At 74.5% G+C, this 14074-nt stretch carries 12 protein-coding genes; 3 read left to right on the forward strand and 9 right to left on the reverse strand.

From position 1 onward, the window contains the following. Positions 1–6 precede the first annotated feature (6 nt). Positions 7–651, reverse strand: coding sequence for a SurA N-terminal domain-containing protein (locus ACFVZH_RS22145; RefSeq protein ID WP_384899411.1), 645 nt, complete (start codon positions 649–651; stop codon positions 7–9). A gap of 81 nt (positions 652–732) precedes the next feature. Beyond that, positions 733–1728, reverse strand: coding sequence for a glycosyltransferase family 2 protein (locus tag ACFVZH_RS22150; RefSeq protein WP_384899413.1), 996 nt, complete (start codon positions 1726–1728; stop codon positions 733–735). 126 nt (positions 1729–1854) lie between these two features. Here ACFVZH_RS22150 and ACFVZH_RS22155 point away from each other — a divergent pair, with 126 nt between their 5' ends. After that, the gene (locus ACFVZH_RS22155) at positions 1855–4215 is read left to right on the forward strand and encodes a YfhO family protein (RefSeq protein ID WP_384899415.1); all 2361 of its coding nucleotides are present in this window, start codon (positions 1855–1857) and stop codon (positions 4213–4215) included. A 91-nt stretch (positions 4216–4306) separates the two neighbouring features. Here ACFVZH_RS22155 and ACFVZH_RS22160 read toward each other — a convergent pair whose 3' ends face one another. The 7 genes from ACFVZH_RS22160 to ACFVZH_RS22190 form a co-directional block, all read right to left on the reverse strand. Beyond that, positions 4307–4957, reverse strand: coding sequence for a GNAT family N-acetyltransferase (locus ACFVZH_RS22160; RefSeq protein WP_384899416.1), 651 nt, complete (start codon positions 4955–4957; stop codon positions 4307–4309). A gap of 90 nt (positions 4958–5047) precedes the next feature. Then, positions 5048–5776, reverse strand: coding sequence for a DUF2625 domain-containing protein (locus ACFVZH_RS22165; protein WP_384899418.1), 729 nt, complete (start codon positions 5774–5776; stop codon positions 5048–5050). A 131-nt stretch (positions 5777–5907) separates the two neighbouring features. Continuing rightward, positions 5908–6921 carry an AraC family transcriptional regulator gene (locus ACFVZH_RS22170; RefSeq protein WP_384899420.1) on the reverse strand — a complete coding sequence of 338 codons (1014 nt, stop codon included), beginning with the start codon at positions 6919–6921 and terminating at the stop codon, positions 5908–5910. A 201-nt stretch (positions 6922–7122) separates the two neighbouring features. After that, entirely contained in the window at positions 7123–7506 is a 384-nt protein-coding gene (locus ACFVZH_RS22175; RefSeq protein WP_384899421.1) for a hypothetical protein, read from the reverse strand. Between the two features lie 131 nt (positions 7507–7637). Next, a complete protein-coding gene (locus ACFVZH_RS22180) occupies positions 7638–9215 on the reverse strand; it encodes a protein kinase (RefSeq protein ID WP_384899423.1) in 1578 nt (525 codons plus the stop codon). Then, complete coding sequence (locus tag ACFVZH_RS22185) at positions 9212–9811, reverse strand: hypothetical protein (RefSeq protein WP_384899425.1); 600 nt, start codon at positions 9809–9811, stop codon at positions 9212–9214. The genes ACFVZH_RS22180 and ACFVZH_RS22185 overlap by 4 nt, the downstream gene beginning before the upstream one ends. A gap of 121 nt (positions 9812–9932) precedes the next feature. Continuing rightward, a complete protein-coding gene (locus ACFVZH_RS22190) occupies positions 9933–11993 on the reverse strand; it encodes an N-6 DNA methylase (protein WP_384899427.1) in 2061 nt (686 codons plus the stop codon). A 265-nt stretch (positions 11994–12258) separates the two neighbouring features. Between ACFVZH_RS22190 and ACFVZH_RS22195 the strand changes: the two genes are divergently transcribed. Beyond that, positions 12259–13059 carry a DUF4190 domain-containing protein gene (locus ACFVZH_RS22195; RefSeq protein ID WP_384899429.1) on the forward strand — a complete coding sequence of 267 codons (801 nt, stop codon included), beginning with the start codon at positions 12259–12261 and terminating at the stop codon, positions 13057–13059. Between the two features lie 142 nt (positions 13060–13201). Continuing rightward, the gene (locus ACFVZH_RS22200; RefSeq protein ID WP_384899430.1) at positions 13202–13966 is read left to right on the forward strand and encodes a hypothetical protein; all 765 of its coding nucleotides are present in this window, start codon (positions 13202–13204) and stop codon (positions 13964–13966) included. Positions 13967–14074 lie beyond the last annotated feature (108 nt).

Below are 14074 nucleotides of genomic sequence, written 5' to 3' on the forward strand. Positions count from 1 at the left end.
CCGGCCTCAGGCGCCGGCCTCGACGGCGGCCGGGGTCTGGCTGATCCGGCGGAGCCAGGGCGTGGTGGCGGCGGTCAGGCCGCCCCGGTCGGAGTCCCAGGCGCCGTAGCGCGGGTTCACGTCGATGGCGAGGGCCTTGGAGGCGGCGGAGTAGACGTCCGTCCGCTTCTTCTGGCCCTCGGCGCTGTCGGTGAAGCCCAGCTTCTCGGCGGTCTTCAGCATGAGGACCTCGTGCCGGATGAAGCCGTCGATCTGGTCGGGGGCCACGCCCCGCTGCTGGAGCAGGATGGCCTCGAACCGCTCCTCGCCGCCGTTCTCGCGGACGTAGGCGGTCCGGGTCTGCTGGATCTCGGCCCGGGTCGCGGTGATGCCGTTGTCCTCGGCGACCTTCTCGATGATCCGGTCGATGATCATTCCGGTGAGTTTCTGCCGGCCGAGGTCGCCGGTGGCCTTGAGCAGCTCGGCCGACTGCTCCGATGCGGCCTGAGCGGCCCGCACGTCCTTCACCTGGGCCTGCAGGCTGGAGACCTCGATCCGTTCGCCGCCGACGACGGCCGCCGCTCCTGGGTGGGCGTCACTGCCACACGCGGTGAGCAGGGGGGCCGCGGCGAGGAGCGCGGCGGAGACGGTGAGCGCAGTGCGGCGGTGCAAAGGAGCCTCCCGGGCTGGTCGTGCGTCACGTTGAACGACCTTGCGGTGATCGATGGTAGGGAGTCGCCGGGGCCGGAGCCACTACTTCGGAGCGACTGTTTCCCACAACGACTCACCGGTCTCCCTGGTATCGACCGGCGGCGTGCCGGTCTCGGCCCCCCGGTGCGTCTCCTGCACCAGGTAGTGGGGCCGCCGTTTCACCTCGTAGTAGATGCGGCCGACGTACTCGCCGATCAGCCCGACCATGACCATCTGGACGCCCGCGAGAGCGGTGACGGCGACGAGGAGCGTGACGTAGCCGGGGGTGTCGACGCCGTTGACCAGGGCGTCGCCGACGATCCAGGCGGCATAGCCGAGGGCGACGACGACGAGGAGCAGCCCGAGGTGGACGGCGGCCCGCAGCGGCTTGTTGTTGAAGGAGAGCAGTCCGTCGAGCCCGTAGTTGAGGAGCTTGCCGAAGCTCCACTTGGAGCGGCCCTGCTCCCGGACGGCGTTCTCGTAGGCGAAGGTCGTGGTGCGGAAGCCGACCCAGGAGAAGAGCCCCTTGGAGAAGCGGTTGTACTCGCCGAGGTCGAGGACCGCGTCGGCGGCGCGGCGGGAGAGCAGCCGGAAGTCGCCGACGCCGTCGACCAGCTCGACGTCGACGAGCCGGTTGATCGACCAGTAGTAGAGGCGGGCGGTCAGGGTCCGGGTGACCCGGTCGCCGTCGCGGGTGCGGCGGGCGACGACCTGGTCGTACCCCTCGGCGTGCAGGGCGACCATCCGGTGCACCAGTTCGGGCGGGTGCTGGAGGTCGGCGTCCATGATGACGACGGCGTCGCCGGCCGCGTGGCGCAGGCCGGCGAGCATCGCGGCCTCCTTGCCGAAGTTGCGGCTGAAGGAGACGTAGCGGACGCGTCCGGGGTCGGTGGCGGCGAGCCGCCGCAGGAGCGGGAGGGTCCCGTCCCGGCTTCCGTCGTCCACGTACACGATCTCGAACTCGCCGTCGAGCCTGGCGAGTTCGTCGGTCACGCGGTCATGGAAGCGGGCGAGGACGTCCTCCTCGTTGAAGCACGGGACGACGATCGAGAGCAGCACGCGGACCACGACAACGGGGCGCGGTGTCCCGGCCGGTCCGCATGGATGGCCTGCAGACGACCATTGCGTGAACTGGCCGTCCGGCAGCGGATCCTCCCCCGGGAGCGCTGTCATATTCGACCCGTCATGCCGAACACCAAGCGCTCGTGCCTGCTCGCCGCCCTCCTCACCGCCGTCGCCGTCTGCGGCGGGGACGCCGTCGCCCGGGTCTTCCCCTTCGGGCCGCGCCACCGGGCCGTCAACGACCTCGCCAACCAGTTCGTCCCGTTCCACGCCCACCTGTGGGACCTGCTGCACGGCCGGGCGGACGGCGGGCCGCTCGACTGGCAGGCGGGCTGGGGCACCAGCTTCCTCCCCGACTACGGCACCTACCTGTCGAGTCCCTTCGCGCCGCTCGTGGCCCTCTTCCCGCGCGGGGACGTCGAGTACGCGGTGTACGCGGTCACCGTCCTGAAGACGGCGGTCGCGGCGGCCGCCATGACCTTCCTGCTGCGCCGCCTCGCGCCGGGCGTCTGGTGGTGGGCGGCGGTCCTCGGCGCCTCCTACGCACTGTGCGGCTGGTCGCTCGCGGAGGGCACCTACAACCCGATGTGGCTGGACGGCCTCATCGCCCTCCCCCTGCTCTGCCTGGTCGGCGAGTGGTCCCGGGAGGCCCGCCGGCCCCTCCTCGGCCCCCTGGTGGTGGCGCTCTGCTGGCTCGCGAACTTCTACACCGCGTACATGGCGACCCTCGGCGCCGGCCTGGTCCTCCTGGTCCGCCTCGCGGTGACGGACTCCTTCCGCGTCCGCGTCCTCGCCCGCGCGGCGCTCACCACCGCGCTCGGGACCGGGCTCGCCGCACCCCTCCTCCTCCCCGTCCTCCTCGGCTCGCGCCACGCCCACCCGGGCGTCGTCCGGGACTTCGCCCCGGCGGCCGGGACGGACTTCCTCGCCCGGCTGCTCCCCGCGACCTACAGCTTCGCGACCCCGGCGGCCTTCGTCTGCACCGCGGTGCCGCTGCTCGCGGGGGCGCTGCTCTTCCGCCGGGACGTGCCGGGGCGGGAGCGGTGGCTGTGGGCCGGCCTGTGCGCGGCGGTGACGGTGTCGATGCAGTGGGGCCCGACCCACCTCGTCTGGCACGTCTTCGCGACCCCGAACGGCAGCCCGTACCGCCAGACCTTCGTGCTCTCCGGCGTCCTCGTCCTCGCCGCGTGGACGGGCCTCGCACACGGCCTCCCGGACCGCCGGTCGCTGCTCGGCGGCGCGGCCGTCGTCCTGGCCCTCGGCGCCGGGGCCCTGCCCAGCCGCCTCCTCACCCCCTGGGCGCTGCTCCTCGCGGGCGCGGGCCTCGCGGCCGTGTCCGGCGCGCTGCTGCTCCCGCGCCGCGGCCGGTACGGGGTGCTCGCCGCGCTCCTCGTCACGGGCACGCTGCTCGGGCAGGCGGCGGCCACGACGGCGTACGCGGACCGGGAGCGCCTCGTCCGGCTCGACGACTATCCGCCGTGGGGCGCGGAGCACTCCCGGCGGGCGGCCGCGCTCGCGGCCGCCGACGGCTGGCCGGCGTACCGCACGGACCCCGGCCTGCCCCGGATCGCGGGCAACGACCCCCTGCTGCTGGGCGGCCAGAGCGCCGCCTACTACAGCAGCCACACCCCCGCCGTGCTGACCGCCACGGCGACCGCGCTCGGCGGCGGCTGGACCTCCCGGGGCCGCAACCTCCTCGGCCTCGACAATCCGGTGACGGACGCGCTGTTCGGGGTGGGGGCGCGGTGGCGGGACGGCACCGTCGTCGGGACCGGGCCGTACCTGCCGCTGGTGACGGCGCGGCCCCCGGGCCCGCCCCCGGTCTACGGCCCGTCGCCCTTCCGCAACCAGGAACTCCTGCTCGGCTCCCGCGTGTACGGCGCTGCGCTCTCCGGCGCCTGCCCCACCGGCACCGAGGTCTTCCTCTGGGCCCCCGACACCACGGGCACGGCCCGTCTCGGCGGCCACGAGATCCGTCTCCTCGGCGGCCGGCCCCGCCGCAGCGCCGCCCTGGCCTCCCTGGGGATCCAGCGGACACCCGGCGAGCGGGTGGTCCTGCGGGACGACCGCGCCGGGACACGGCCGGCCCTTCCCGGCTCCGGCGCCGAGGTCGGCTGCCTGGACCACGGCCGTCTCCGGGCGGCGGTGACCGCCCTCCGCGCCCGGGCGGCGACCTCGGTCCGGATCACCCCGGCCGGGATACGGGCCACGCTCCCCGCCGGCGGCGGCACGGCGGTCGTCGCGACCCCCCGCCTCGCGGGCTGGCGCTGCGAGGGCGCCCCGGCGGTCTCCTACGGCGGCCTCCTCGCCGTCCCCCTGCGCGCCGGCCGCACCGAGATCTCCTGCGCCTTCCGCCCGCCGGGTCTCCGCGCGGGCCTCGCCGCGGGAGCCGCGGCCGCGCTCGCCCTGCTGCTGCGCGGCACGGTCGGCGCCCGGCGGAACCGGCGCCGCGCACGCGCCGCCCCCACCGGCGGCGGGTCCTGACGCCTTGCCACGGCGCCCCGGGGTCTCGCCCGGCCCGGCGGTCAGGTGGCCTGGCGGCAAGGCGGCCCGGCAGCTCCGCCGGCCCGGCGGGTCAGGTGGCCTGGATGCCGAAGAGTTCCTCGCAGCCGCGGAGGCCGGTCACGGTCACGTCGGAACGCCGGCGCCGGTGCCAGTCCTCCCGCGAGAGGCGGAAGCGCGTGGACTCGACGACCTCGCCGTTCAGGACGTCACGGGTGATGCCGTCGGGGCGGTAGCCGAGCTTGCGGGAGACGGTGACGGCGGAGAGGTTCTCGGAGAAGGAGGCCGAGGTGGCCGAGACCGTCCCCAGTTCCTCGAAGGCCAGATGGAGCATGCCGAGCCGCATCTCGGTCCCGAGCCCCTTGCCCTGGTGCGCGGCACCGAGCCAGGAGCCCGACACGATCTCGCGCCGCAGCCCGAACTCGGCGGCCCTCATGCTCTGGACGCCGACGGCCCGCCCCTCGTGGAACGCGACCAGGTCGAGCGCCCAGTCCTCCGGCGTCCAGCGCCCCAGCCGCCCCCAGTACCCCTGGAGGACGTACCGGGCCCGCCCCTCGGGCGGCAGCTCCGTCCATCCGGTGAGGAAGGTGCGGGCGCCCCCGTCGCTCACCCCCCGGGCGGCCACCTCCGCCACCTCTCCGAGCTCCTCCTCGGAGGGAAGCCTCAACTCCAGCCGGGGAGTCCGTACGCGCAGGGCCTTGAGCGGCCAGTGGTGAGTGATCACCGCCCGAGTCTGCACAGCCGCCCCGGCCCGCGCACCCCCATTCGGCGCGCCCCCTTCGGCGGTCGGGCTCCGTCGCGGCGGCCGGACGCGCTACACCGTCCCCAGGAAGCCGGGGTCGGCGCCGTCGAACTCGCGGCACGTCTCCCGCTCCAGGCCCAGGAGTTCGGCCATCGCCACCACGCGCCGGCTCGTCCCCGCGAGGTCCTGGTGGGCCTCGGCGGACCACAGCGGCGGATAGAGGGTGAGGCCCCGGTCCCCGTCGAGGTCACGGACCTCGTCGCGCCAGCCGGGCCAGCGCAGGCCCTCGTAGAACTCCTCGGTGCCGCCGGACAGCGTCCACGACAGCCAGGCGGCGTATCCGGCGCCGAGGGCGTCCCATCGCAGGGAGTCGGGGGCGAAGTAGACCATCTCGCCGGGCTGTCCGGGCAGCCCGACCTCCTCGGTGGTCCCGCCCTGGATCATGAACACGCCGCCGAGGACGTCGTGCGCCACGACGAGCCCGCCCTCGGGCCGCCAGTGGGGGTCGACCTCGGCCGGATAGCCGTTGACCTGTGCGAGGCCCGGCAGCCGACGGGGGTCGCCGGCGGCCGGGCTGCCGTACACCCGCAGCCAGCCGTCGTCGACGAACGCCCCTCCGCTGTGCAGCAGGAACGCCCCGAGGAACGACCGGGCGGTCACCTGCGTCTGCAGCAGCGCGGCCGCGCCGCGCCCGGCGTCGGCGTCCGGCAGCTCGACGGGCACGGCCGCCGCCCGCAGTTCCTCGCCGAGGACCGGCCACGCCGGGTTCTCGACCTCGATCAGCTCACTCAGTTCACGCACCGGGGCATGGTCGCACGGACGCGCCCGCCGGCCGTCCCGGCCACGTCCCAGACCCCCTGGCCGCCGGTCCTCTTCCGCTTCCCCATGAAAGGCTCCCCGTCTTCACCGCACTCGTTCGAACGGCTCCGAGCCTAAGAAGACCGAGGTCGGCGCGGTGTGCGCTCGGCGCGGCCTTCGTTGACGCTCAGCGCACGCGCGCGGAACTCCGTGGGGCTGACCCCGTACGCCTCCCGGAAGGAGCGGCTGAACACGGCCGGCCCGCTGAACCCCCACCGCGCGGCGATCGCCTGCACGGGATACGTGAGGAACTCGGGCCGTGCCAGCTCGTCCCGGCACCGTTCGAGGCGCCGCCGCCGGACGCGGGCCTGGACGGTCTCCCCCTCGCCCTTGAAGAGCTGGTGGAGGGTGCGCACCGACAGGTTGTGGTGGGCGGCGACGGCGACGGGTGTCAGTTCGGGGTCGCCGAGGTTGTACTCGATGAACGCGTGGATCCGGCGGATCAGCGTCCGCGCCCGTATCTCGGCGGGCAGCTGCTGCCCGGCGTCCATGTGCTGTGCCAGGCAGGCGGCCGCGAGGTCGACCGCCGTGGAGCCGACCCGGCGCAGCTCCTCGGGCCCGCACGCGCCGCCGTGGGTGACGAGGGAGCGCAGGAAGTCGGCGAGGAGCGCCCCGACGCCGGTCCCGCCGGGCATCCGGTGGGCGAGCAGGCCGTCCAGCCGGTTCGAGCGCAGCGGCAGGATGTCGCGCGGGAGTTGCAGGATCACCAGCTGCCCGGGCTCGCCCTCGGAGACCGACCGCGCGTCGGAGGGCCGCGAGGTGTCCCAGAAGACGAGGTCCCCGGCCTCCGCCGCGCAGCTGTTGCCGTTCTGGACCAGGGTCATGGCCCCGCTGCTCACCAGGGCCAGCTGGTACTGCTCGGGGTCACCGCGCCGGATCAGCGCGGGGGTGCGGCGTGAGCGCAGCGGCGAGTAGGCGACCCGGGACACCTGGGGCTCCCCCAGGTCGAGCACGGCCGCCTCCGCCGTGAAGTCGGCGGTCCGCTCGCTGCTGAGGGCGGTGGGCATGACCGCCCGCGAGATCATGTCCGCGAACCACTCGAACCGTTCCGCCTCGGGGAGGTCCCCCGACGACACCACCGACCACATCGCGCCTGCTCCCCCGGATCGCCACCTCCACTGACAGTGGCCAGAATGCATCGGCTCGAACGGCAACACGGCATCGTTTCATTCCCGTTCACTCCGGAGCGGCCGGGACGATGCGGCCGTTCGGGGCCGGGCGGCACGAGGGGCCGGGCAGCACGAGAGGGCCGGAACCCGTGGGTTCCGGCCCTCTCGGGTGTGTGGGGGTTACTTCTTGACGACCTCTTCGAGGCAGAGGACGAACTTGTCCGAGTCCAGCTGCTGGGCGAGGGCGGAGAGCTCCTGGCCGCACTTGTCGAGGTCGAAGGTGTCGTCGTAGACCTTGACGACCTTGAAGAGGTCGGCCTTGCCGGAGGAGCAGTCCGCGGTGTCGACCTTCGGGTCGTTGTCGGAACCGGTCACGGTGACGCACTCGCCGGCCTTGGCGTGCACCGGGGCGTCGCCCGTGAGGATGGGCAGGCCGAACTTGACGGCGACGGCGATGACGATCGCCAGGACCACGCCGCCGACCTTCTTGAGGGCAGCGCTGCCCTTCTTGGCGGGGGCGGCGGGCTGCTGCTCGGGGGTGAGGGGCGCGGACGGCGTCGTCATGAGGGATTCCTTGGGGACGCGGACATGATCAGACGCGAACGTTACATGCGCCAAAATAGACAAAAAGGATCACGAAGATCCACTTCCCGATCAGTTGTGGAGTCGTGACCCTGGCGCCTCGTCAGGAACCCTCAGGAGCGGGGCCCCAGCTGCCGCTGGTGGTCCAGCACCCGCCGCAAGTCCACCGGAAGCGGGTGATACGGGCCGTACGCGCGCTCCGCGTCGAACAGCAGCCGCTGGAGCTGGTCCTGCCCCGCCGCGTGCTCGCCCGCCGCCACGAGCAGCAGCCCGATCCGCTGCCGGATGTCGAAGGCGCGGACGAGATCCCGCTCGTAGGACGGCAGGACCGCCCGGAACTCCGCCAGCGCGGCGGCCGTCTCCCCCAGCTGCTCCAGACAGAGCGCCGCGTCGTACCGGAACTGGAGCGTCCCCGGGTCCGCGGGGCCGGCCTCCGCGTCACGGTCCTCCGCGAGCCGGCGCAACTCCGGCAGCGCGCGGCGGTACCGGCCGTCGTCCATCAGCGTCGACGCGTACTGCTTGCGCAGGATGTGGACGATCGGCGACCGCTCCCCGTGCTCCGCCGCCGCCCGCGGCAGGATTCCGCCGAGGAGGTCCACGGCCTGCGTCAGCGAGCCCTCGCCGAGCAGCCGCTTGACCTCGTCCACCGCGGCGGCCAGGTCGGTGCGCCCGACGGCGGAGGGCGTGACCCGGGGATCGGTACGAGGGTCGGTACGGGGGTCCGCGGGCCGGGCGGGCGGCGGGGGCGCCTGCGCCGGCAGCGGCGGGGGCACGGCGGCGGGGCGCGCCGGCCAGGGCGCGTGCGGCCGCAGGAACGGGCGGGTCGGGTCCATCGGGCCCGTCGGGGCGCCGCGCGCGGGAAGCAGCGGCAGCAGGTGCTCGTACACCTCGTGCGCGCCGGACGGCCGGGCCCGCGGGTCCTTGGCGAGCAGCCGCAGGACCAGGGCTTCGAGCGCCTCGGGGACCTCGGGCCGGATCCGGCGGATCGGCACGGGAGGCTCGTAGAGGTGCCGGTGCAGGACGCCGAGGGCGGTGGAGCCGGCGAACGGGACGTCGCCGCTGAGGAGCTCGTGGAGCAGGATGCCCAGCGCGTACAGGTCGGTGGACGGGCCGACGGCGCCGCCCATGGCCTGCTCCGGCGCCATGTACGCCGGGCTGCCGATCGGCGAACCGGTCTGCGTGAGGCGGGTCGTGTCCGTGTCGAGGACGGAGGCGACGCCCAGGTCGAGGACGGTCACCGACCCGTCGGGCCGGATCATCACGTTCCGCGGCTTGAGGTCGCGGTGCACGATCGGCACCGCGTGCACCGCGGCGAGCACCGCGCACAGCTGCGCGGCGACGCAGACGGCCCACTCCCAGGGGTACGGGTCGTGCTCGGCGAGGTGGTCGGCGAGGTCCGCGCCCTCCACGTACTGCATGACGAGGTAGAGGTCGTCGCCGTCGCTGCCGGCGTCGTGCACGGTCACCAGACCGGGATGGTCGACGTGCGCGGTCACCCGGCACTCGCGCACGAACCGGCGCCGCAGCTCCTCGGCCGCCGTCGCGGGGCCGGTCATGGTCGCCGGCCGGAGCAGCTTCACCGCGACCCGGCGGTCGAGCCGGCCGTCGTACGCCGTCCAGACCTGCCCCATGCCCCCCTGGCCGATGACGGTGGCGAGCTCGTAACGCCCTCCGATGACACGCCCGTTCATCTGCGGTCGTCGCCTTCCGGGGTCTCCTTGCGGAGCAGGTCGCTCAGCTCGTCGAGCTCGGCGCGGACCTGCGCGATGCGCGGCGCGGGCGGCGTGGCGGGCTGGGGGGCCGCGGGCTGGGGCTCCGGGGGCGGCGCGCAGATGTACGGGTTGGGGGCCGCGCCGGGACTCGGCACCGTGACGGCCGAGCCGTCGGCACCGTAGGAGTACCCCATCGGCCGGTACGGCGGGGGCGCCTGCTCCGGGAGCGCGCGGAGGCGCTCGAAGTGGCGGATCTCCGCGACCAGGTAGTAGGTGACCGAGCCGGCCGCGAGGACGGTGATCGTGCCGATCCCGACGAACGCCTCCAGGGTGCTGCCCTCCTCCTCGCCGGTGACCACGGCGTACGCGAAGAGGGCCGCGCCGGCCAGGAACGCCAGGCCGCACAGCGCCCAGTCCAGCGCCCGGCGGGTCACGACCGCGAGTCGCAGCAGCGGGGCCCAGGCCAGGAAGCCGCAACTGAGCAGCGGGAGCGCGGCGAAGAGCACGCGCAGGGCGATCAGGCCGCCGGAGGCGGGGCTCTTCGGCGACTGCGGGGCCTGCGGGGGGCCGTACATCTCGGCTGCTCCTGCTCGGACGAATCGGGGTACGGAGACGAGCGTATACACCGATTCGGACAACGGTTCCGGGATACCCGGAACCGTTGTCGAAGAGAGCGGGAAGCGGCCCCCGGGGCGGTCAGGGCGCGACCGTGCCGTCCGCCAGGCCGTCGTACAGGCCCTGCACGAGCTGGTCGCCGAGCCGGGACGTCTGCCGGAGCGCCTGCTCGAACTCGTCGAGGGCCCTGAACCGCGCGCCGAACCGGCGCTGTTCGGCCGGCGGCAGCCGCGGCAGCTGGAGGCGGCGCACGTCGAGCCGGGTCGCGGTGGAGGCGTAACTGCTGGCCTGCCGGTTGTTGGCGGTGGCCCGGAGGAATCCGGCCAGGAACCAGGGATCGAGGGCCGCCGGGTCGGGGCGCAGCAGCTGGAGGTTGCGGCCGAGCGCGGCGCCCTCGGCCGAGGCGTCGACGACCCGGACGGCCGCGCCGCCGCCCAGGACGGGGACGACGACGTCCCCGGCGGCGAGCAGGACCGGCTCCTCGGGCGGACCGTCGGGCAAGGTCCCCGACGGCGGCTGGGCGGCCAGCACGTCGTGCTCGGTGAGGACGGCGACCGGGGACGCGACGGGGGCCGTGCCCGTGCCGCCCGCGCGCAGGGTCAGGGCGCCGGCCCGGGCCAGCTCGCCGACGGTGGTCGTGGGGCGGCCGACCGGGCCGCCGCCGGCGGTGGCCGGGTCGGTCACGGGCGGCGGGGTCAGCTCCCCGGTCCGGCGCAGGGTCCGCGTCAGCCGCTCGCGCACCTCGGCCAGCTGGACCGCGCCCTCGGCGGCGGCCGGGGGCGGGAGGTGGCGGGCGGGGGCGAGGTCGACGTCGTCGTCGAGGAGCTCGATGACGGGGACGCAGCGGCTCGCCCCGGGGACCCCGGCGATGCTCCCGTCCCGGTCGAAGGGCGTCCACGCCTCCAGTACGGCGGTGTGGACGGCCGGCCAGTCGATCCGGTCGCGGGCGTCGCGGGCCGGGCCCGTGTGCTCGGACGCGGTGTCGACGAGGAGGAGTTCGGCGGGCACCCGCTCGCCGGGGACGGGCCGGCGCAGCACCCACAGGTGGAGCGGGATGCCGTACGGCGGCGCGGCACCGGCCGGGAGGGCGACGACGGCGCGCAGGGCACCCCGTCGCAGCAGGTCGGCGCGGATCCGGCGGCCCGAGCGGCGGGAGGCGGCGGCGGGCGGCATGAGGAGGACCGCGGTGCCGCCGGGGCGGAGCCGGGCCAGGGCGTGCTGGACCCAGGCGAGTTCGGACTCCGTGCGGGCCGGGAAGCCGTACTCCCAGCGCGGGTCGTAGGCCAGCTCGTCGTGGCCCCAGTTGCGTTCGTTGAACGGCGGGTGGCAGAGGACGGCGTCGGCGGCGAGCGACGGGAAGGCGTCGGCGCGCAGGCTGTCGCCGGACCGGACGCGGATGTCGGCGTCGGCGGCGAGGGCCAGGCGCAGGGAGGTGAGCGCGGCGAGGTCGGGGTCGGCGTCCTGGCCGCAGTACGCGCCGGGCCGTTCGACGGCGGTGAGCAGGCTGCCGGTGCCGCAGGCGGGGTCGAGGACGGTGAGCGGGCCGCCGCCGGCCGCCGTGTGCGGGGTCGTGGCGAGCGCCGCCATGAGGGCGGCGGGGCCGGGCGGGGTGAGCGTGTACTGCCGCGGGTTGGCGTCGAGGTGACGGCCGAGCAGGAACTCGAACGCCGGGCGGACCCCGGTCTCGGCCGCGAGTTCGGCGGCCCCGCGCAGGAGGTGAACGGAGGCGGCGAGCGCGGCGCTCGTGGGGGTGAGGACGGGCCGCCCGTGGCCGAGGCGCTCGCCGAGCGTCTCCTCCAGGGCGACGGGCAGCACCTCGACGAACCGGTCGTCGGGAAGCTCGGCCAGCGCGGGCCAGGCCGCGGACCGCTCCCGTACGAGCAGGAGGGCGCAGCCCGCGTGGACGAGGGCGGTGACGGCGCCCGCCGGATGGCCCGCGATCTGCTGCCAGACCCGCTCGCGGAGCGGCACCTCGGCCAGTTTGCCCTGGTCGCGGAGCCACTGCTCGACGTCGGAGAGGGCGAACGACGGGCTCGTCTCCGTGCCTCCGACGGGCTTGGGGAAGTCGGGGTGGCGGCGGCGCCAGTTGCTGACGGCGGCCCGGCCGACGCCCGCGAGCCGGGCGATCCCGGCGGCGGTCACCTCGGCACCGCCCCCTTCCGTCCCGCCCGTGTCCCCGCCGCCTACGTCTGCTGCGCGCTCCGGCACGTGACCCATCTCCCCTGGTTAGCCCGCTTGCTCATCCTGCTCGCCCTCATGTGACCCCAATCCTACCGACGAACGCTCCGCGCACCACTTCACAGCGTGAGCCGACTCGCTTTCCGTGAACCGTGTTGACTCGGTTCACAGGCTCTGGTGTGATTGACCCATCGCGCCAGGCAGTCTCATCGTCCGGGAGGACACACCCATGTCGTACGACACCCAGGTACCGCCCGCCGCCGCCCCGCGGGTCATGCGCAACGGCCTCGGCACCGCCGCACTGATCCTCGGCATCATCGGCACGCTCTCCGGCCTCATCCCGCTCCTCTTCTGGCTGGCCGGCATTCTCGGCCTGATCGCCCTGATCCTGGGCCTGGTCGGCAGAGGCCGCGTGAAGCGCCACGAGGCGAACAACAAGGGAGTGGCCCTCACCGGCGCGATCCTGGGCCTCGCGGCCCTGGTCCTCTCGGTCGTCGGCGTGGTCATCACGGTCACGGCCGTCAGCGACGCGGTCGACGAACTCGACAAGTCGATCAAGGACACGGCCCCGAAGGACCCGTCCACCGTCCCGTCGGCCAAGGCCCCCGCGGGCGACGCCGGGAAGAAGGACAAGGGCGCGGGCCTGGAGGACGGCGACACCTCGGTCTACGACGACGACCTCAAGGTCACGGTCTCGGACCCCAAGCCGTTCACCCCGGGCGAGTACGCGATCGGCCACACCAAGGGCAACAAGGCGTACCAGGTCACCGTCCTCATCGAGAACGGCGGCAAGAAGAAGTTCGACACCACCCTCGTCAGCCTGAGCGCCACGGCCGGCAAGGACGGCGTCGCGGCCGAGCAGATCTTCGACGACAAGATCGGCGCGGGCTTCGAAGGCACCGTCATGCCCGGCAAGAAGGCCACCATCACCGTCGCCTTCGACGCCCCCAAGGACGCGACCGGCCTGACCGTCGAGGTCAACCCCGGCTTCACCTACGACGCCTCGCAGTGGGAGCTGAAGATCGGCTGACGACCGGCCGCCCCGCCGGACCGTCCATCACCGGACACCACAGGCACCACAGGCACCACAGGCACCACCAGAACCGGGCACGACCAGGACCGGGGGCCCTTCGGGGCCCCCTCCGCCCGTACGACCCCTCGGAGACCCCCTCATGCGCAGCCACACCCGTCCCCGGACCCGCCGCGGTCCGCGCACCGCCGTCGCCGCCCTGCTCTGCGCCGCGGTCGCGGCCGGCGCCGCGGCCTGCGGCCCGTTTCGGGACGACGCGAAGCCTGCCGGGCCCTTCGGGGAGCTGACGGGGTCGCAGATCGTCGACAGGGCCTTCACGGCGACGAGGACGGCGAAGTCCCTGACGCTGACCGTCGACCTGAGGTCCGCCGACGAGCCGACGAAGGGCTACCTCTCCCTCGACACCCGGGGGAACTGCGCCGGCACCCTGTCCCTCGGCACGGCCAGCACGGCCGAGCTGGTCAAGGCCGACGACAAGAACGTGTACCTGCGCTTCGACGAGGCGTTCCTGCGCGAGCAGGTCAAGGGGGAGAGCCCGGAGGTGCAGGAGGCCACGCTCAAGGAGCTCAGGGGGCGCTGGACGAAGCAGCCGCTCTCGGACCCCGACGCCAAGGACATCACGGCGCTCTGCGACCTGGAGTCGCTCCTCGCCTCGTTCGACGGGAACGCGAGCGGCATCGCGAAGGGCGAGGAGACCACCGTCGGCGGCCGGAAGGCGCTGGCGCTCACGGAGCCGGCCGGCGACGGCGGTTCGAGCACGGTCTACGTGGCCACGGAGGGCACGCCGTACGTCCTGCGGATCGTCACGACGGGCGGCGACGAGCCGGGGACGATCACCTTCTCGCAGTACGGGAAGCCGGTCGTCGCGAAGGCCCCGGCGGCCAAGGACGTCGTCGTCACCGACTGACCCGGCCGCAGCACGCGCGTGGGGCGGGGCGGCCCCCGGGGGGCGGGCCCCCCCCCCCCGCGGGCGGGGGCCGGCGGGGGGGGGGGGGGTGTGATTACAAACAGACGC

The organism is Streptomyces sp. NPDC059534, from assembly GCF_042743475.1.
In the GTDB taxonomy this organism is placed as follows: domain Bacteria; phylum Actinomycetota; class Actinomycetes; order Streptomycetales; family Streptomycetaceae; genus Streptomyces.

Bases quoted from the DNA above. Each gene is read 5' to 3' on its own strand.
- ACFVZH_RS22170 (WP_384899420.1), bottom strand. From the start codon at position 6,921: ATGTGGTCGGTGGTGTCGTCGGGGGACCTCCCCGAGGCGGAACGGTTC.
- ACFVZH_RS22200 (WP_384899430.1), top strand. From the start codon at position 13,202: ATGCGCAGCCACACCCGTCCCCGGACCCGCCGCGGTCCGCGCACCGCC.
- ACFVZH_RS22180 (WP_384899423.1), bottom strand. From the start codon at position 9,215: ATGAACGGGCGTGTCATCGGAGGGCGTTACGAGCTCGCCACCGTCATC.
- ACFVZH_RS22185 (WP_384899425.1), bottom strand. From the start codon at position 9,811: ATGTACGGCCCCCCGCAGGCCCCGCAGTCGCCGAAGAGCCCCGCCTCC.
- ACFVZH_RS22175 (WP_384899421.1), bottom strand. From the start codon at position 7,506: ATGACGACGCCGTCCGCGCCCCTCACCCCCGAGCAGCAGCCCGCCGCC.
- ACFVZH_RS22195 (WP_384899429.1), top strand. From the start codon at position 12,259: ATGTCGTACGACACCCAGGTACCGCCCGCCGCCGCCCCGCGGGTCATG.
- ACFVZH_RS22155 (WP_384899415.1), top strand. From the start codon at position 1,855: ATGCCGAACACCAAGCGCTCGTGCCTGCTCGCCGCCCTCCTCACCGCC.